At 64.2% G+C, this 17,484-nt stretch carries 18 protein-coding genes; 13 read left to right on the forward strand and 5 right to left on the reverse strand.

Annotated elements, in window-relative coordinates; translation table 11 throughout:
- Positions 1-2,037 (reverse strand): sensor histidine kinase, encoded by a 2,037-nt coding sequence (locus FW760_RS08845; RefSeq protein WP_043862080.1) that lies wholly within the window; start codon positions 2,035-2,037, stop codon positions 1-3.
- A gap of 46 nt (positions 2,038-2,083) precedes the next feature.
- Positions 2,084-3,001 (reverse strand): putative 2-dehydropantoate 2-reductase, encoded by a 918-nt coding sequence (locus FW760_RS08850; RefSeq protein WP_116052221.1) that lies wholly within the window; start codon positions 2,999-3,001, stop codon positions 2,084-2,086.
- Between the two features lie 116 nt (positions 3,002-3,117).
- On the opposite strand from FW760_RS08850, the gene FW760_RS08855 reads away from it, so the two are divergent.
- The 3 genes from FW760_RS08855 (at position 3,118) to FW760_RS08865 (ending at position 6,006) form a co-directional block, all read left to right on the forward strand.
- A complete protein-coding gene (locus FW760_RS08855) occupies positions 3,118-3,603 on the forward strand; it encodes a YajQ family cyclic di-GMP-binding protein (protein WP_043862082.1) in 486 nt (161 codons plus the stop codon).
- A 117-nt stretch (positions 3,604-3,720) separates the two neighbouring features.
- Positions 3,721-4,566, forward strand: coding sequence for a mechanosensitive ion channel family protein (locus tag FW760_RS08860; RefSeq protein WP_043862083.1), 846 nt, complete (start codon positions 3,721-3,723; stop codon positions 4,564-4,566).
- A 195-nt stretch (positions 4,567-4,761) separates the two neighbouring features.
- Entirely contained in the window at positions 4,762-6,006 is a 1,245-nt protein-coding gene (locus FW760_RS08865; RefSeq protein WP_116052220.1) for an MFS transporter, read from the forward strand.
- On the opposite strand, the gene FW760_RS08870 is transcribed toward FW760_RS08865, so the two are convergent.
- Positions 6,003-7,556 carry an AmpG family muropeptide MFS transporter gene (locus tag FW760_RS08870; protein ID WP_043862085.1) on the reverse strand — a complete coding sequence of 518 codons (1,554 nt, stop codon included), beginning with the start codon at positions 7,554-7,556 and terminating at the stop codon, positions 6,003-6,005. The two genes, FW760_RS08865 and FW760_RS08870, sit on opposite strands and share 4 nt — an antisense overlap.
- A 43-nt stretch (positions 7,557-7,599) precedes the next feature.
- Positions 7,600-7,953, reverse strand: a complete 354-nt coding sequence (locus FW760_RS08875) for an MGMT family protein (protein WP_043862086.1) — start codon at positions 7,951-7,953, stop codon at positions 7,600-7,602.
- A gap of 143 nt (positions 7,954-8,096) precedes the next feature.
- Between FW760_RS08875 and FW760_RS08880 the strand changes: the two genes are divergently transcribed.
- The 5 genes from FW760_RS08880 to groL all read left to right on the forward strand — a co-directional run bounded on the left by FW760_RS08880 (position 8,097) and on the right by groL (position 12,712).
- Positions 8,097-9,104, forward strand: coding sequence for a DUF481 domain-containing protein (locus FW760_RS08880; protein ID WP_446443727.1), 1,008 nt, complete (start codon positions 8,097-8,099; stop codon positions 9,102-9,104).
- Positions 9,105-9,204: 100 nt separating this feature from the next.
- Complete coding sequence (locus FW760_RS08885) at positions 9,205-9,936, forward strand: HugZ family pyridoxamine 5'-phosphate oxidase (RefSeq protein ID WP_088515535.1); 732 nt, start codon at positions 9,205-9,207, stop codon at positions 9,934-9,936.
- Between the two features lie 66 nt (positions 9,937-10,002).
- Entirely contained in the window at positions 10,003-10,461 is a 459-nt protein-coding gene (locus tag FW760_RS08890) for an FxsA family protein (protein ID WP_054914827.1), read from the forward strand.
- A gap of 261 nt (positions 10,462-10,722) precedes the next feature.
- Entirely contained in the window at positions 10,723-11,016 is a 294-nt protein-coding gene (locus FW760_RS08895) for a co-chaperone GroES (protein ID WP_009050540.1), read from the forward strand.
- A gap of 46 nt (positions 11,017-11,062) precedes the next feature.
- Positions 11,063-12,712: a chaperonin GroEL gene (groL, locus tag FW760_RS08900; protein WP_043862090.1), complete on the forward strand. Its 1,650-nt coding sequence runs from the start codon at positions 11,063-11,065 to the stop codon at positions 12,710-12,712.
- Between the two features lie 87 nt (positions 12,713-12,799).
- Here groL and FW760_RS08905 read toward each other — a convergent pair whose 3' ends face one another.
- A complete protein-coding gene (locus tag FW760_RS08905; protein WP_054914826.1) occupies positions 12,800-13,555 on the reverse strand; it encodes a phosphatase PAP2 family protein in 756 nt (251 codons plus the stop codon).
- Positions 13,556-13,736: 181 nt separating this feature from the next.
- Here FW760_RS08905 and colR point away from each other — a divergent pair, with 181 nt between their 5' ends.
- From colR to FW760_RS08930, 5 genes are all read left to right on the forward strand, one after another.
- A complete protein-coding gene (gene colR, locus FW760_RS08910) occupies positions 13,737-14,420 on the forward strand; it encodes a two-component system response regulator ColR (RefSeq protein WP_043862092.1) in 684 nt (227 codons plus the stop codon).
- On the forward strand, positions 14,410-15,711 hold the full coding sequence (locus tag FW760_RS08915) for a sensor histidine kinase (RefSeq protein WP_446443728.1): 1,302 nt from the start codon (positions 14,410-14,412) through the stop codon (positions 15,709-15,711). The genes colR and FW760_RS08915 overlap by 11 nt, the downstream gene beginning before the upstream one ends.
- Positions 15,712-15,808: 97 nt before the next feature.
- The gene (locus tag FW760_RS08920; RefSeq protein WP_043862094.1) at positions 15,809-16,489 is read left to right on the forward strand and encodes a class I SAM-dependent methyltransferase; all 681 of its coding nucleotides are present in this window, start codon (positions 15,809-15,811) and stop codon (positions 16,487-16,489) included.
- Positions 16,490-16,493: 4 nt separating this feature from the next.
- A complete protein-coding gene (locus FW760_RS08925; protein WP_116052217.1) occupies positions 16,494-17,207 on the forward strand; it encodes a lipopolysaccharide kinase InaA family protein in 714 nt (237 codons plus the stop codon).
- Positions 17,204-17,431, forward strand: coding sequence for a hypothetical protein (locus FW760_RS08930; protein ID WP_043862096.1), 228 nt, complete (start codon positions 17,204-17,206; stop codon positions 17,429-17,431). Before FW760_RS08925 ends, FW760_RS08930 begins: the two co-directional genes overlap by 4 nt.
- Positions 17,432-17,484 lie beyond the last annotated feature (53 nt).

The raw sequence follows: 17,484 nt of genomic DNA on the forward strand, positions 1-17,484 counted from the left end.
TCATGACTCCATCGTTGGCGGGCCGGGGGGTGGCATCGGCAGGTTGCTCAGCGGCAGGCGCAAGGTGAAGCACGTGCCCTGACCTGGCGCCGACTGCACCTCCATCTGGCCCTTGTGGTTGTTGGTGATGATGAAATACGACACCGACAGGCCCAGGCCAGTGCCCTGGCCGATTTCCTTGGTGGTGAAGAACGGCTCGAAGGTGCGCTTGCGCACCGCCTCGGGCATGCCCACGCCGTTGTCTTCGACCTGGATCTCGGCCCACGGCGGGTTGAGCCGGGTACGCAGGATGATACGCCCCGGTTCGCTGTCGTCTTCGCGCTGGTGAATCGCCTGGGCGGCGTTCTTGAGCAGGTTGAGCAGCACCTGTTCCAGCTCGTTGGCGGTGCCGGGCACCGGGCCCAGGGCCGGGTCGAACTGGCGCACGATGGCCTGGCCCTTGAAGTCGAAGCCTTCGGTCAGGTCGAAGTCGTTGCCGGCGATCTCCACCGCCTGGTCGATCAGTGCCGGCAGGTCGCACGGTGCCATCTGGCGGTTGCTGCGGCGGCTGAAGCTGAGCATGTGGGTGACGATCTTGGCCGCCCGTGCGCCGGCCTGCTGGATACCATCGAGCAACTGGGGTACTTGGCGGTTTTCCAGGTACTGGTTGACCGTACCCAGGTCGATGCCGGTTTCGCTGGCCTGCTCCAGGTTCTTCGGCAGGTCGGGGGACAGGCGTCGACGGATGTTCTGCACGTTGTGCAGGATCGCCCCCAGCGGGTTGTTGATCTCGTGCGCCATGCCAGCAGCCAGGCCACCGACCGAGAGCATCTTCTCCGACTGCACCATCATCTCTTCGAGCGACAGGCGCTGGGTGATGTCGTCGATGCGAATCACCACGCCGCGCCCGCCACCGCCCATCAGCGGGTAGAAGGTCAGGGCGTAGTGGCGCGCATCGTCGCCCCTGGTCCAGGTGACCCGCTCGATCTTGGCCACGCGGTGCTTCTCGACGCTTTCCTTGAGCTGCGGCAGGAACGGCTTGAGCGGCTCGAACGCGAGGAAGATCGGCTGGTTCAGCGCCTCGTCCAGCGGCGTGCCGGAAAGCGCGCTGGCCTCCTGGTTCCACTGGGTCACGTAGAGCTGTTCGTCCAGGGCGATCAGTGCCGAGGGCATGGAGTCGATGATGCTGTTGAGGTAGTTCTGAAAGCCGGTGAGCTTGCGCTCGATCTTGCTGCGCACCTGTACTTCGAGTTCCAGTTTGCGGTTGGTGTGACGGGTTTCCTCGGCCAGGCCCTGGGCCTGGTCATAGGCGGTCTGGAATTCGTCGCGGGCGCGCTTGAGTTGCTGTTCGCGGGCTTCGATGCGCGACAGCATGGTGTTGAACGCCTCGGCCAGGCTGCCGATTTCGTCGCGGTTGCCGGGGCGCGCGCGCAGGGCATAGTTCTCTTCGCGGGTTACCTGGCGCGAGAGCTGTTCGAGCTGGTAGATCGGCTGGGTGATCAGGCGCTTGATCTGCCGCGCAATCAGCATCCATAGCAGGATGCTGAACACCAGGATGCCCAGGCTGGCGGTCAGTGTGCCGGTATAGAAGGCCATCGGCAGCTCGCTGCTGGCCACCAGCAGCAGATGCCCGGGCGGGCTGCCGGGGCGCGGCAGGGTTACCAGCTGGGTGCTGCGAAACTCGGTCAGGCGCCAGCTTTCGATGTTGCGGTAGCGCTTGGGTACTGCCAGGGGTTCGCCGTGCTGCAACTGCGCCAGCAGCTTGCCGTCGCTGCCATACAGCGCGGCGGCGCGCAGCGGGGTGTAGCTGTCCAGTTCCTTGAGCAGGTCGTTGGCCGCCTCTGGCGAGTCGGCGGCGCGCTGTGCCAGCTCCGGGTGCGATACCAGGCGGCCGATGGTCTGCAGGGCCTGGGGCGCCATGGCCTCCTGGGAGATCCAGTAGGCGGCGCTGATGAAGGTCAGGTTGGCCACCAGCAGAATGGTGATCAGCAGCACCAGCAGGGCGGCCAGCAGCTTCTGGCCGACCGGCAGGTTTTCCAGGCGTTCGCGCAAGGGCATGGTGACGGCGTGATCCTGTGGGTGGAGGGGCAGGGTAGCGTTGCCCTCAGTCGCTGGGCAACCCGCGTGCGTTCAGGTGTTCGACCAGGCGCCGGTGCAGCCGTTCAAGGTGCGCCAGATGGCGGCCGTGGCGGGCGGCAACGCGGCAGGCGTGGCCGAGCAGGTAGTGGATCTCGGTGCGTCGGCCCTGGCGCACGTCCTGGTACATGGAAGAGTAGTTCGCCGCCGTGGCCTGGATGACCCGTTCGACCTCGACCTGCAGGTCGGTGGCGGCTTCGGGCTGGCCGCAGTGCTGCAGCAGCTCGGCCAGCTCCGCGCACAGCGTGGCCACCTCGCAGTGATGCTCGGCCAGGCCGCCGTTGCGGCACGCATGCAGCACGGTCAGTGGGTTGATGGCGCAGTTGAGCGCCAGCTTGCGCCATAGCCGGGTGAGGATGTCCGGGGTCCACTGGTGCGGGATGCCGGCGTCGGTCAGGTCGTCGAGCCAATCGGGCGGCAGCGGGTTGGCCGGGTCGCCCAGCCAGTTGAAGCCATGCCCGGCAAAGTTCACCTGCCAGTCGGCTTCGCGAAACGCGCCCTCGGTGCTGGAGGCGAAGATGCAGCGTGCGTGGGGGACCTGGCTGGCGACATCGTCCTGGCTGCCCAGGCCGTTCTGCAGCAGCACCAGCTCGGCATTGCGCGCCAGTCGGGGCGCCAGCTGCGCCACTGCCGCGGGCGCGTCGTAGGCCTTGCAGGCCACCAGCAGCCGGTGGATAGGCGTGCCTGCATCGGCGGTTTCGGCGGGGATCGCGTGGCGCTGCGCCTGGCCGTTGTGTACCAGGCTCAGGCCGCCCGCCGCCTCGTAGGCGTGCAGGCGCGCAGGGTCGCGCAGGATCAGGCGGACCGCCTTGCCGGCCTGTGCCAGGCGGCAGGCCCAGAGGCTGCCCAGGCTGCCGGCGCCGAGAATATGCCAGGTGCTGCTCATCTGCGTTTCGCAACCGTTATAATGAACCCGCATTTTAACCGTCAAACCCGGCACGCTCCATCATGCTCTGCGACCAGGGGCCCATGAGCGTGCGTTTATTTTTTTGGAGAATGGATATGCCGTCGTTCGACGTGGTATCGGAACTGGACAAGCACGAAGTCACCAACGCCGTGGAAAACGCGGTCAAGGAGCTCGACCGCCGCTACGACCTCAAGGGCAAGGGCAGCTTCGAGTTCAAGGAAAAGGAACTGACCGTCAACCTCACCGCCGAGGCCGAGTTCCAGCTCGAGGCGATGATCGACATCCTCAAGCTGGCGCTGGTCAAGCGCAAGATCGACGTGCAGTGCCTGGAGGTCAAGGATGCCTTCGCATCGGGCAAGGTGATGAAGCAGGAAGCGACGCTGAAGGAAGGCATCGACAAGGAACTGGCCAAGAAGATCGTCGCCCACATCAAGGACGCCAAGCTCAAGGTCCAGGCCGCCATCCAGGGCGAGCAGGTACGTGTCACCGGCAAGAAACGCGACGACCTGCAGGAAGCCATCGCGGCCCTGCGTGCCAAGGAGTTCGGCATGCCGCTGCAGTTCAACAACTTCCGCGACTGATCCCCGTGCACCCGGAACCTTGGCGCCGTTTCGGCGTCCGAGGTTTCTGCGGCCGCTGAAACGATTGCGGCGCCACGCTTTCCCCGTTTTTTGCCGCCCGGCATCAGGAGACAACCTATGGATTTGAACGCTGAAGTGGATCAGCTGGTCAGGACTTCGCAGACCTGGATCCCGATGATCATGGAATACGGCAGTCGCCTGTTGCTGGCGCTGCTGACCCTGGCCATCGGCTGGTGGGTGATCAACAAGGTCACCTACCGCCTGGGCAAGCTGCTGGCCCTGCGCAACGCCGACCTGGCGCTGCAAGGCTTCATCAGCAGCCTGGCGAACATCATTCTGAAGATCCTGCTGGTGGTCAGCGTGGCCTCGATGATCGGCATCGAGACCACCTCGTTCGTGGCCGCCATCGGTGCCGCCGGCCTGGCCATCGGCCTGGCCTTGCAGGGCAGCCTGGCGAACTTCGCCGGTGGGGTGCTGATCCTGCTGTTCCGTCCGTTCCGCCTGGGCGACTGGATCGAGGCCCAGGGGGTCAGCGGTACCGTGGACAGCATCCAGATCTTCCACACGGTGCTGCGTACCGGTGACAACAAGACGGTGATCCTGCCCAACGGCAGCCTGTCCAACGGCATCATCACCAACACCAACCGCCAGCCGACCCGCAAGGTGGTGTTCGATGTGGGCGTGGACTACGAGGCCGACCTGCAGGTAGCGCGCAAGGTGCTGCTGGACCTGGCCAATGACCCGCGGGTGCTGCAGGAACCGGGCGCGCCCCAGGCGGTGATTTCGGCACTGGGCGACAGCTCGATCACCGTGTCGCTGCGAGCCTGGGTGAAGACGGCTGACTACTGGGACGTGATGTTCATGCTCAACGAGCATGCGCGCGACCGGTTGAAGGCCGAGGGCATCGACATCCCGTTTCCGCAGCGGGTAATCCGTGTGGTGCAGGAAGCGGCCGTGCAGTAACACGCCTCGAGCTCATCGCGGGTCAAGCCCGCTCCCACAGGTACATCATGTGTCTGGAGACAGTGATTACCGCGTGGGAGCGCGGCTTGCCCCGCGATTCGGGTGCACCGATTACACTTGTTCACTTCTTGTTACTGTCCGACCTTTGCCTTTTCTGGCATACAGGCTGGCTGATTTTCCCTGCCAGGCCTTGCCATGCTTACCCCGCTGATAAACATCACCCCGTTCCGGGCATTCTGTTTCGCCATGACCCTGGCGTTGTTCGAATTGCTGACCTACCTGGCCAGCGACGTGGTGATGCCTGCCATGCCCACGGTGGTGGGCGACCTGAATGCCAGCCCCGAATTCATCCCCCATGCGCTGAACCTCTACCTGCTTGGCGGTGTGCTGCTGCAGTGGCTGATCGGCCCGCTGGCCGACCGTTACGGGCGGCGTCCGCTGCTGCTGTGGGGGTGCGCCGTCTTCTGCCTGGCCTGCCTGGCCACCTACTGGGTCGAGGGCATCGAGCTGTTCAACCTGCTGCGCCTGTTACAGGGCATTGGCCTGGGCTTTGTGGTCACGGTCAGCTACCCGGCCCTGAACGAAGCCTTCAGCGAGGCGGATGCGGTGCGCATGATGGCCCTGCTGGCCAACATCGCGCTGCTTTCGCCGCTGCTCGGCCCACTGGTAGGCACCGTGCTGCTGGAATGGGTCTCGTGGCGCTGGCTGTTCGTACTGTTCGCAGGGTTCGCCGTGCTGACCTGGTGCGCGCTGTACCGCTTCATGCCTGAAACCCTGGGGGTGGAGCGGCGCGACGGTACGCGCCTGGCCTTCCAGCCCATCCACCTGCTGCCCTTGCTGGCCGGTTACGGGCAACTGCTGGGCAACCGCCGCTTCGTTGCCGGCAGCGCTGCCCTGGGCCTGGTGGGCCTGCCGCTGATCGGCTGGATCGGTCTGTCGCCGGTGCTGCTGATTCATGACGAGGGCTTGAGCACCCTGGACTATGCACTGTGGCAATTGCCGGTGTTCGGCGGCCTGATTGCGGGCAACCTGATCATCAACCGCATTGCCGAGCGCTACAGCCTGCGCGCGCTGATCCGCAAGGCCCTGTGGCCGTATCTGATCGGCCTGGGCGCGGCCATGCTGGGCACCTGGCTGTACCCTTCGGTGTTCAGCCTGGTGGCGGGCATGTCGCTGTACGCACTGGGCCTGGGCATCGCCAACGCGGTGCTGTACCGCATGACGCTGTTCTCCAGCGAGCAGAGCAAGGGCCTGGTGTCGGCGATGCTGGGCATGATCACCATCGCCTTGCTGGGCCTGGGCGGCGCCTTGCTGGCGATGCTGGGGGCAGGGGCGAGCCTGTTGAGCTTCGCCCTGGCGGCAGGTTGCGCCGGGTTGCTGGCGCTGTGGCCGTTGCGCACGGTGCTGCAGGACGACGCCGAATTGGCGTCGCTGGCCTAGGCTCCGGGGCGCTCGGTGGTCTCGGGCTCCACGGGGGCCAGCTTGCCGCGCCGCAGTTCCTGGTGCCAGTGCAAGGCGATCAGGATCAGCGTTGGCACCCCGAGCATCGCGGTGATCAGGAAGAAGTCGTGATAGCCGTACTTCTCGACCATCACGCCTGAGTAGCCACCGATCAGGCGCGGCAACAGCAGCATGATCGAGCTGAGCAGGGCGTACTGGGTGGCCGAGAACTTCAGGTTGGTCAGGCTCGACAGGTAGGCCACGAAGGCCGAGGTCGCCAGACCCGAGCTGAAGTTGTCGAGCGAGATGGTCACCACCAGCATCTGCAGGTTCGGCCCCATATCGGCGAGCATCAGGAACAGCAGGTTGGTCGCGGCGGAGGTCACACCGCCGATGAACAGGATCGGCAGGATGCCGAAGCGCACGATCAGCAGGCCGCCCATGCCGGCCCCGAACAGGGTCATGAACAGGCCGAAGATCTTGCTGACGCTGGCGATCTGGTCCTTGGTGAAGCCCTGGTCGATGTAGAACACGTTGGCCATCACGCCCATCACCGTGTCCGACATGCGGTAGGTGGCGATCAGCCCCAGCAGCAGCAGCGCCTGCCAGCGGTAGCGCACGATGAAGTCGTTGACCGGGGTCAGCACCGGGGCCAGCCCGCGTCGTCCCATGGACGACAGGCACAGCGTGGTGAGGGTGATGTAGAGGATCGCGCGCAGGAAGGCGCGGTCTTCAAGCAGCAGGTCGAGCAGGCTGGCGCCTTCGAACAGCACGCTGGCGAAATCGGTGTTGTACAGCTGGGTGAACATCGCCGGTACCGACACCAGCAGAATGATCAGCACGAAGACCGAGGCCAGCTGGTGGCCGAAGCCGTAGCGCGCCGCCGACAGCTGGGTACGCAGGGGTACGGGCGGCTCGCGCATCAGCAGGCTGGTGATCAGGGCGGGCACCATCAGCACGCCGAACAGCACATAGGTGCCGGTCCAGGCGCTGTGCTTGTAGCTGAAGCCGGTGGAGCCGAACCCTTCGGCAAAGAACAGCGCGCCCGCGGTGGCCAGCAGGGCGGCGACCCGGTAGCCGGCCATGTAGCTGGCGGCCAGGGCGGCCTGGCGCTGGTCGCCGGCGATCTCGAGGCGGTAGGCATCCACGGCGATGTCCTGGGTGGCCGAGGCGAAGGCCACCAGCACCGCCAGCGCGATCAGCCACGACAGGTGCTTCTGCGGGTCGCAAAAGCCCATGCCGACCAGGCCGATGACCACCAGGATCTGTGACAGCACCAGCCAGGAACGGCGTCGGCCAAGCTTGCCCAGCAATGGCAGGCGCCATTGGTCCAGCAGTGGCGACCATACCCACTTGAAGGCGTAGGCCAGGCCGATCAGGCTGGCATAACCGATGGTTTCACGGGCAACCCCGGCTTCGCGCAGCCATACCGACAGGGTCGAGAACACCAACATATAGGGCAGGCCGGCGGCAAAGCCGAGCAGCAACAGCACCAGGGTCGACGGGCTGGCATAGGCAGCGAGCGCAGCGCGCCAGGTTTTACGGGGCATGGGCCAACATCTGCCTCAAGTTTGCGAAAACAAAGCGCGCACTCTAACCGCTGTGCTCCATCGGGCGCCAGCCATGGCGCAACATATCCACACGATTGTTCCGGACGGTCACCCCTTCGGCCCGCAGGCGGGCCCGCTGCTCATCCCCGGAGGGCGTGCCAAGGGCCAGGCTCAGGCGTCCGCCGGCGCCCAGCACGCGGTGCCAGGGCAGGCGAGTGTCGCTCGGCAACTGGCTGAGGGTGCGCCCCACCCAGCGCGCCGCGCGGCCCAGGCCGGCGATGGCCGCCAGTTCACCATAGCTGACCACCTTGCCTGGCGGCAGTTGGCCCAGCACCAGGTAGAGCGCCGTCCGTCGGTCTTCTGCGCGCTGCTGCGCGTCGGTCAAGGCCGCGCTCATCGGGGCGTTGCGGGGCAGTGAAGGGGGCAGGGCGCACAAATACGAATTGAACTCATCGGCATTGGCTGGGTCAGTCCTTGTTCTGCTGGCGGGTATCTGGATAATGCCCGATTTTTCTGCGAACCCGAGTTTCTGTACTGCCTATGTATTCTAGAGCCTTGTTGTGCCTTGTGATGACCGGTGTCTGCGCCCCTGCGGTGGCCGATACCGTATGGATGAAGAACGGCGACCGGCTCAGCGGCAAGATCAAGGTCTTCGACGGTGGCAAGCTGGTGCTGCAGACCGAATACGGTGGCTCCATCGCGCTGGACTGGAAGAAGGTCAAGACCCTGGAGAGCGACCAGGAACTGCTGGTCAAGCAGGACGCCTACACCGGCGAGAAGGCCAAGTCGCTGCAGGCCGGTGAAGACGGCCAGGTGATCCTGGCCAATGGCGAGGCGCCCAAGGCGGTTGAACTGGCCAGCATCCAGCAGATCATGAAGCCCAAGCCGCTGGTCGAAGACATGCTGTGGAAGGGCAACGTCGACCTGGCGCTGGACTACAAGCGCGCCGAGACCGACAGTGACGACTACGACGTCGACTTCAAGACCACTGCCCGTCACGGTCGCTGGCGGCATAACGCCGAGGGCGAGTACAACCGCGAGACCAAGAACGACACGACCACCACCAACAACTGGAGCGCCGAATACGCGCTGGACCGCTTCATTACCGAGCAGTGGTTCTGGCAGGGGCGCCTGAACTACAAGCGCGACCACATCGAAGACCTGACCCGCCAGCGCACGGTCGGTACCGGCCCGGGCTACCAGTTCTGGGACGACGAGCTGGGCGCGTTCTCGCTGGGTTCGCTGCTCAACCGCACCGACTACGAGTACAGCGACGGCGGCAAGGACAACTTCTATTCGCTGGGCGTGAAGTGGGACTACAACCGCTACCTGATCGGCAAGTCGGTCGAGCTGTTCACCAACGGCGAGGTTGGCAAGCCGCTGGGCGGCGTGGCGGACTACAGCCTGGATGCCGAGGTAGGCCTGCGCTACAAGGTCACCGAATGGGCATCGCTGAACCTGAAGGCCGAGAAGGACATCATCAGCGGCACCAGCGACAGCGACCTGGACAAGACGCGCTACACCGTCGGCTTCGGCGTGGCCTGGTAAACCGCTTTCGCATTCAGGGGCCGGCGCCTGCAGGCCCCTTGGCAATCGCCACTGATAATGATTAGCTTGTCGCGATCACACCTTTCCCAGGAGCACCCCCGTGAGCGCGAAGGCTGCAAGGCAGGCAAGAGAGCTGCTGCTCAAGGAGTACCGTGGCGTACTCTCGACCCATTCCAAATCGATGCCCGGCTTCCCCTTCGGTTCCGTGGTGCCGTATTGCCTGGACGCCGACGGTAACCCGCTGATCCTGATCAGTCGCATTGCCCAGCACACCCACAACCTGCAAAAAGACCCCAAGTGTTCGCTGCTGGTAGGCGAGCGCGATGCCGAGGACGTGCAGGCGGTGGGTCGTCTTACCGTGATGGCCGAGGCCCACAAGCTGGCCGACCCCGAGGCCATCGAGGCCGCCGCCGGGCGCTATTACCGCTACTTCCCCGAATCGAGCCAGTACCACAGCGCCCACGACTTCGACTTCTGGGTGCTCAGGCCGGTGCGCCATCGCTATATCGGCGGCTTCGGCGCGATTCACTGGCTGGACGACGTGACCCTGGCCAACCCGTTCGCCGGCAAGGCCGAGGTGAGCATGGTCGAGCACATGAACGACGACCATGCCAACGCCATCGCGCACTACGTCGAACTCAGCGGCCTGCCTGCCAGCGCACCGGCCTCGCTGGTAGGGATCGATACCGAGGGCATGCACCTGCGCATCGGCCAGGGGCTGCACTGGCTGGCGTTTCCAAGGTCTTGCAATACACCGATACAAGTACGCGAAGCCCTGGTTTTGCTGGCCCGCGCCGAACAGTGGCCTGATCGCGAGGCGGTCGAGGGTTGAAATTGCAACGGCCAGCAACCATTTAAGGTCGTACCTGCAAGGACATCTTGCGTAGAGGAACCCTTGATGCGTGCTTTTCTACTGCTGTTTCTGCTTTTCCCGGTGCTCGAGCTGTATGTGTTTTTCAAGGTCAGCACCGCGATCGGATTTTTCCCGGCGCTGCTGCTGATCATCGCGGGCTCGGCCCTTGGTGTGCTGGTGGTGCGGGTCGCAGGCCTTGCCACCGCGCTGCGTGCGCGGGCGAGCCTGCAGCGCGGCGAATTGCCGGCCGAAGACATGTTCCACGGCCTGATGCTGGCCCTGGGTGGCGGTCTGCTGTTGCTCCCCGGCTTCATCAGCGACGTGATCGGCCTGATCGTGCTGTTGCCGTTCAGCCGCCGGTTGCTGGCAAACAAGCTTCGCCAGCGCGCCGAAGCCCAGGCCATGCGTCAGCGCGCCTTCGGCGACGACCCGTTCAATGCGCCGCCCGGCGCACCGCGTCAGCCCAATGTGATCGAAGGCGAATACGAAAAGCGTGACCCGTGACGCGAGCGCTCGCCCGCGTAGCATGAAACGGCCCTTCGGGGCCGTTTTTCATTTGGCGCGCCGGCCTGCAAAAATTTTCATCGGCAAGCCTTGTAATCGCCTTGGCCGACCTCATGTATGGGTCACCGCAAGGTTTCTGGGCATTTGCCCCAGACAATACATGCGTGGCCCGCCCCGCGGTCCACGATCGGCTACGCCGAAAGCATCAACACGCCGGTAACGATACCGGCCGATGAAAACCACTATCAGGAGAGATCGACAATGAAGCTTCGTCCTCTGCATGACCGCGTCGTCATCCGTCGCAGCGAAGAAGAATCGAAAACCGCTGGCGGTATCGTTCTGCCAGGCTCGGCCGCTGAAAAACCCAACCGTGGCGAAATCGTCGCCGTGGGTACCGGCCGCATCCTGGACAACGGCGAAGTGCGCGCGCTGGCCGTGAAAGTGGGTGACAAGGTGGTTTTCGGCCCGTACTCGGGCAGCAACACTGTGAAAGTTGACGGCGAAGACCTGCTGGTAATGGCTGAGAACGAGATTCTCGCCGTTATCGAAGGCTGATCCGCTGGTTTCCCGTTACTCCAAAGTATTCAAGGATTAAACGATCATGGCTGCTAAAGACGTAAAATTCGGCGATTCCGCCCGTAAGAAAATGCTGGTTGGCGTCAACGTTCTGGCTGACGCGGTAAAAGCGACCCTGGGCCCGAAAGGCCGCAACGTGGTTCTGGCCAAGAGCTTCGGCGCGCCAACCATCACCAAAGACGGTGTTTCGGTTGCCAAGGAAATCGAACTCAAGGACGCCTTCGAGAACATGGGCGCCCAACTGCTGAAAGACGTGGCCTCCAAGGCTAACGACGAAGCGGGCGACGGCACCACCACCGCTACCGTTCTGGCTCAGGCCATCGTCAGCGAAGGCCTCAAGGCCGTTGCTGCCGGCATGAACCCGATGGACCTCAAGCGCGGTATCGACAAGGCCACCATCGCCATCGTCAAAGAGCTGAAGAACCTGTCCAAGCCATGCGCCGATTCCAAGGCCATCGCTCAGGTCGGTACCATCTCGGCCAACTCCGACACCTCCATCGGTGAAATCATTGCCGAAGCCATGGAAAAAGTCGGTAAAGAAGGCGTGATCACCGTCGAAGAAGGCTCGGGCCTGGAAAACGAACTGTCGGTTGTAGAAGGCATGCAGTTCGACCGTGGCTACCTGTCCCCTTACTTCGTCAACAAGCCGGACACCATGGTTGCCGAGCTCGACGGCCCGCTGCTGCTGCTGGTCGACAAGAAGATCTCCAACATCCGCGAACTGCTGCCAGTACTGGAAGCCGTTGCCAAGGCCGGTCGTCCGCTGCTGATCGTGGCTGAAGACGTCGAAGGCGAAGCGCTGGCTACCCTGGTGGTCAACAACATGCGCGGCATCGTGAAAGTGGCTGCGGTCAAGGCACCTGGCTTCGGCGACCGCCGCAAGGCCATGCTGCAGGACATCGCCGTCCTGACCGGCGGTACCGTGATCTCCGAAGAAATCGGCCTGAGCCTGGAGTCGACCACCCTGGAGCACCTGGGCAACGCCAAGCGCGTGACCCTGTCCAAGGAAAACACCACCATCATCGACGGTGCTGGCGTTGAAGCCGACATCGAAGCACGCGTCAAGCAGATCCGTGCCCAGATCGAAGAGACTTCCTCGGACTACGACCGTGAAAAACTGCAAGAGCGTCTGGCCAAGCTGGCTGGCGGTGTTGCCGTGATCAAGGTCGGTGCCGGCACCGAAGTTGAAATGAAAGAGAAGAAAGCCCGCGTTGAAGACGCTCTGCACGCTACCCGCGCAGCCGTCGAAGAAGGCGTGGTACCTGGCGGTGGCGTGGCGCTGGTTCGCTCGCTGCAGGCCATTGCCGAGCTCAAGGGCGACAACGAAGACCAGAACGTGGGTATCCAGTTGCTGCGTCGCGCCGTCGAGTCCCCACTGCGCCAGATCGTTGCCAACGCCGGCGACGAGCCAAGCGTGGTAGTCGACAAGGTCAAGCAAGGTTCGGGCAACTTCGGTTACAACGCTGCTACCGGCGAGTACGGCGACATGATCGAAATGGGCATCCTGGACCCTGCCAAGGTGACCCGTTCGGCTCTGCAGGCCGCGGCCTCGATCGGTGGTCTGATGATCACTACCGAAGCCATGGTTGCCGATGCGCCTGAAGACAAGGCTGCCGGTGGCATGCCTGACATGGGCGGCATGGGTGGCATGGGCGGCATGGGCGGCATGATGTAAGCCAGCCTTACCCGCTTGAAGAAGAGCCCCGCCTTGTGCGGGGCTTTTTTATGTCTGGCAGAAACCCTTCGCCAGCAAAGCTGGCTCCTACAGACGTTCAGCGAATCCTGTAGGTGCCAGCCTGGCTGGCGAAGCGGCCAGTGACGGCTTGCGATACAACACCAGCCAGTAGCACCCCAACCCGATCAGCCAGCAGAACACCGCTGTCCACACATTGTGCGAAAAGAAGTGGGCGCCCTGCAGCATCCTGCCCACCGAAAACACCACCCCCAGGCCAAAGGCGAACACCAGCGCGGCCTTGGCCAGGCGTGGCTTGCGATCACGCAGGACAAAAAACAGCGCAAACAGGGTAAACCCCGTGGCCGCATGCCCGCCCGGCCAGCAGCGCCCTGGCTTGTCGGTGGCGGGGCGGGCCTCTAACAGCTTGCTGTAGGTTTCCTGGCCGCCGAATTCGCTCAGGCTCCAGGGGCACTGCACCGCCGTCGCGGCCTTGAGCGGCGTCACGAAGCCGGTCGACAGGCCCATCGCCAGCACCAGGCAACCCAGTTCCCGGCGCCAGCTCTTGAGACGCTGCAGCACAAAGCTGGCGGCAAAGCCGACGATGGCCAGCACCGCGAACAGGATGACCAGCTCCTTGGCGCGGTCATGCAGGATGTCTTCGAGAAAATAGCTGTGACGACCGATGAACTGGCCCGCCTGCGGGTCGAACGCGAGGTTGGCCAGGGCCATGTCCAGGTCGGTCAGCTCCAGCAGGATCAGGCACACGGCGGTCAGCAGCGGAATGCCCAGGGCAATCCACAGGTTAAGCGGGCGGGACGCGGGCAAAGGGGGAGTGGCAGGCATGGCAGGGTCCAGGCAGGCAATGGAAACTGCCGATTGTGTGCCGGCGCGCCTACGCTATGTGTGAAGCTGGGGTGAAAAAAATGTCAGTTGCGATTAAATCCATGCGGCGCTGGCGGGGCCTGGACGATGGCCTTAAGCTGCGCCTGCCAAGCAGGCAAACGAGGACGGGGGAGAGGTACCGATGCGAATTCTACTGGTTGAAGACAACCGCGATATCCTGGCCAACCTGGCCGATTACCTGGGCCTCAAGGGCTACACCGTCGACTGCGCCCAGGACGGCCTGTCGGGCCTGCACCTGGCTGCCACCGAGCACTACGACCTGATCGTGCTCGACATCATGCTGCCCGGCATCGACGGCTACACGTTGTGCAAGCGCCTGCGCGAGGATGCCCGGCGCGATACCCCGGTGATCATGCTGACCGCCCGCGACCAGCTCGACGACCGCCTGCAGGGCTTTCGCTCCGGCGCCGACGACTACCTGCTCAAGCCGTTCGCCCTGTCGGAACTGGCCGCGCGCATCGAAGCGGTGCTGCGCCGGGCCCAGGGCGGTGGCCGGCGCAGCCTGAACGTCGGCGACCTGAGCTACGACCTCGACACCCTGGAGGTCACCCGCCAGGGCAAGTTCCTCAAGCTCAACCCGGTCGGCCTCAAGCTGCTTGCAGTGCTGATGCAGAAGAGCCCCCACGTGCTGCGCCGCGAGGTACTGGAAGAAGCCCTGTGGGGCGACGACTGCCCCGACAGTGACAGCCTGCGCAGCCACGTCCACCAGTTGCGCCAGGTGATCGACAAGCCATTCGACAAGCCCCTGCTGCATACCGTGCACGGTGTTGGCTATCGACTGGCCGAGGGTCGTGATGGAGTTTAAGCAAAGCCTTGCCCAGCGCATCATCATCGCCTTCGCGCTGATGAGCGCGCTGGTGGCCGGGGCCTTCGCCTTCGGCATCGTGGCCACCGTGCACCTGGTGGAAGAGCGCCTGATTTCCTCGGTACTGGGGGGCGACCTCAAGCGCATGCTGCTGATGGACAGCGTATCGGAGTGGAGCCACCGCCCGCGGCCCGACCAGTTGTTCTACTACAGTGGCGGGCGCGACGACTTCGACCTGCCCAAGGACCTGCGCCACCTCACCCCGGGGTTTCACGAAGTGTTTCGCGAGCACCTGTCGTACCACGCCATGGTCGAGGTGGTGGACGGGCGGCACTACGTGCTGCTGCAGGACCAGAGCGATTTCGAAGAACGCGAGCGCGTGCTGTTCGCCGTGGTGGTGGTGGGCTTCGTGCTCAGCCTGGCACTGGCGGTATTCCTCGGCTGGGTGCTGGCACGGCGGGTGATGGCCCCGGTGATCCGGCTGGCGCGCCAGGTGCGCCACCGCGACCAGTTGCTGGGCCTGGCGCCGCCCCTGGCGCCGGACTACGCGGCCGACGAAGTGGGGCAACTGGCGGTGGCCTTCGACGCCACCCTGGGGCGCCTGCGCGATGCACTGACCCGCGAGCGGCTGTTCACCAGCGATGTCAGCCATGAACTGCGCACGCCCCTGATGGTGCTGGCCAGCTCGTGCGAGCTGCTGCTGGAGAACCCGGCCATCGACAATCGCGCCCGCGCCCAGGTCGAACGCATTTCGCGGGCCACCGAAGAAATGCGCGAGCTGGTGCAGACCTTCCTCATGCTCGCCCGCGCCCAGCGCGACGAGGGTGCCGTCGCTTCGCGGGCAAGCCTGCGTGAGGTGGGCAACGAACTGATCGGCGTCTGGCGCGACACCATCGAGCAGAAGGGGCTGACCCTCACCTACCACGACACCGGCGCGCTGCCGACCCTGTACAACGCCACGTTCCTGCAATCGGTGATGGGCAACCTGCTGCGCAATGCGGCGCACTACACCGACCAGGGGTACATCCGCCTCACCCTGGAGCCCGATGGCTTCACCGTCGAGGACAGCGGCGTGGGAATTCCCGAGGAGCATCGCGAGGCCATGTTCCAGCCGTTCGTGCGCGGCGGCGAAAAACGCGGGGAAGGGCTCGGGCTGGGCCTGTCTCTGGTGCAGCGGATCTGCGAGGACCAGGGCTGGAGCGTCAGCCTGAGCGCCGCCGAACCCCATGGTTGCCGGTTCCATGTGAAATTGGGCACGGACGGGTCGCAGGCCTCCGGAAACACCTTGTAACTTAGCGACGCAACCTGACATTTTTTTCACGTTCGCATGACCTGACGCCAACGTCGCCCTGCTTAAGGTAGGCGGCATTGGAGTCAGGAGATGCACCATGCGCAGTCCCATCAAGCTCAAGTTTTCCGAAAAGTACGACGAGCAGCACGCTCAACAGTACCTGCACAAGCACCAGGACGGCATTGCCCGCCGCTTGTCCCACCAGCGTGACGAGCAATTGGCCCGGCGTGCCCTGGCGCTGGCCGGCGAGCCTGGCCTGGTGCTGGACCTGCCCAGCGGTGCCGGCCGTTTCTGGCCGCTGCTGGCCGAAAAGGCCAACCGCGTGATCATCGGCGCCGACAATTCCGCCGCCATGCTGCAGATCGCTTGCGGGTCGCAACCGGCAGAAGTGGTCAAACGGGTACGGCCCTTGCAGACATCAGCCTTCGCCATCGATCTGCCGGACAACGCGGTAGACAGCATTTTCTGCATGCGGCTGTTCCACCACATTGGCGAAGCGGCCCATCGCAAGGCGATTCTCTCGGAGTTTCAACGGGTTAGCCGCGACAGCGTGATCATCTCGTTGTGGGTGGACGGCAACATCAAGGCCTGGCGGCGTAAACGCCTGGAAGCACGCCGTAACAACGGGCAGGCCGATGGCAGTTACCAGAACCGTTTTGTGTTACCAGCTGCTACGGTTGAACAGGAGTTCGAGGCCGCAGGTTTCCGTATTCAGGAACGAATGGACTTTTTGCCGTTCTATGCGATGTGGCGAGTTTACGTATTGCGCAAGGGGTGAAGGAATGGCTGTGGAAGGAACGGGCGGTACGGCGGTCTCGGATCAATTCGATTACTTCTGGCAGCGCCAGGGCGAATGGGTGGAGGCACCCAACCAGCGGCGTGGCGGCGAAAGCGGCGTGCAGCGCCTGAGCGACGAGACGGGCCATCTGCTGTATGCCAAGCGCCAGGTCGGGCATATCTACCGCAGCCTGCTGCACCCCTTCGGTCGCCCTACGGTATTGCGTGAGTTCGCTGCCCTGAGCAGTTTCGAGCAGTTGGGCGTGCGGGTGCCGCATATCGTCTATTGCGGCGTGGAGCGCGATGCCCAGCACCAGTGGCGGGCGCTGCTGGTCAGCGAGGCGCTGGACGGTTTCGAGGAGATCGACCTGTGGTACGCCGGCGGCGGGCGCGAGCAGCACGGCGAGGTGCTGCACGACCGGGTGCTCGAGGACCTGGCCGGCAACCTGGCGCGCATGCACCGCGGGCACTGGCAGCATGGCTGCCTGTACAGCAAGCATATTTTCGTGAAGGTGACCGGCGAGGGCGCGGATGCGCGTGCCGAGGTCGCCTTGCTGGACCTGGAGAAGTGCCGTCGGCGCATCAGCTGCCAGCGTGCGGCCGCCAATGACCTGAAGCAACTGCGCCGCCATTCGTCGTGGAACGATGCGGACTGGAAGAAGTTGCTCTACTTTTACGAAGTGGCGTTTGGCAGCGCTGTCAAAGGTTTAGAGCAATGAAACTAGAAATAGCACGAGGTTTGTTTCTGCTTGTGGCGTTGGCGGTGGCTTCGGTGGCTTTCGCCGCGTGGGAGGAGCCGCGTCCGCAGGTGCTCAGTTCCATCGACCTGGGCGCGCAGTGTCCGCTGCCGCGGACGGCCAAGCCGGTCGTCACGGCGCAACCGGACCATGACCTGCTGTTGTTCCTGTTCGGCATGAGCCGGGGGCTGCGCTCCAACGGGTGATGAAGTGTATCCACGCGGGTCAAGCCCGCTCCCATAGGGTTGCAGTGATCCTT

Source organism: Pseudomonas sp. 1176_21, assembly GCF_052850635.1.

Excerpts from the sequence above, each read along its gene's own strand:
- FW760_RS08925 (WP_116052217.1), top strand. The coding sequence starts at position 16,494 with ATGGCTGTGGAAGGAACGGGCGGTACGGCGGTCTCGGATCAATTCGAT.
- colR (WP_043862092.1), top strand. The coding sequence starts at position 13,737 with ATGCGAATTCTACTGGTTGAAGACAACCGCGATATCCTGGCCAACCTG.
- groL (WP_043862090.1), top strand. The coding sequence starts at position 11,063 with ATGGCTGCTAAAGACGTAAAATTCGGCGATTCCGCCCGTAAGAAAATG.
- FW760_RS08930 (WP_043862096.1), top strand. The coding sequence starts at position 17,204 with ATGAAACTAGAAATAGCACGAGGTTTGTTTCTGCTTGTGGCGTTGGCG.
- FW760_RS08860 (WP_043862083.1), top strand. The coding sequence starts at position 3,721 with ATGGATTTGAACGCTGAAGTGGATCAGCTGGTCAGGACTTCGCAGACC.
- FW760_RS08850 (WP_116052221.1), bottom strand. The coding sequence starts at position 3,001 with ATGAGCAGCACCTGGCATATTCTCGGCGCCGGCAGCCTGGGCAGCCTC.
- FW760_RS08895 (WP_009050540.1), top strand. The coding sequence starts at position 10,723 with ATGAAGCTTCGTCCTCTGCATGACCGCGTCGTCATCCGTCGCAGCGAA.
- FW760_RS08890 (WP_054914827.1), top strand. The coding sequence starts at position 10,003 with ATGCGTGCTTTTCTACTGCTGTTTCTGCTTTTCCCGGTGCTCGAGCTG.
- FW760_RS08875 (WP_043862086.1), bottom strand. The coding sequence starts at position 7,953 with ATGAGCGCGGCCTTGACCGACGCGCAGCAGCGCGCAGAAGACCGACGG.
- FW760_RS08880 (WP_446443727.1), top strand. The coding sequence starts at position 8,097 with ATGTATTCTAGAGCCTTGTTGTGCCTTGTGATGACCGGTGTCTGCGCC.
- FW760_RS08845 (WP_043862080.1), bottom strand. The coding sequence starts at position 2,037 with ATGCCCTTGCGCGAACGCCTGGAAAACCTGCCGGTCGGCCAGAAGCTG.
- FW760_RS08920 (WP_043862094.1), top strand. The coding sequence starts at position 15,809 with ATGCGCAGTCCCATCAAGCTCAAGTTTTCCGAAAAGTACGACGAGCAG.
- FW760_RS08915 (WP_446443728.1), top strand. The coding sequence starts at position 14,410 with ATGGAGTTTAAGCAAAGCCTTGCCCAGCGCATCATCATCGCCTTCGCG.
- FW760_RS08855 (WP_043862082.1), top strand. The coding sequence starts at position 3,118 with ATGCCGTCGTTCGACGTGGTATCGGAACTGGACAAGCACGAAGTCACC.
- FW760_RS08870 (WP_043862085.1), bottom strand. The coding sequence starts at position 7,556 with ATGCCCCGTAAAACCTGGCGCGCTGCGCTCGCTGCCTATGCCAGCCCG.
- FW760_RS08865 (WP_116052220.1), top strand. The coding sequence starts at position 4,762 with ATGCTTACCCCGCTGATAAACATCACCCCGTTCCGGGCATTCTGTTTC.
- FW760_RS08905 (WP_054914826.1), bottom strand. The coding sequence starts at position 13,555 with ATGCCTGCCACTCCCCCTTTGCCCGCGTCCCGCCCGCTTAACCTGTGG.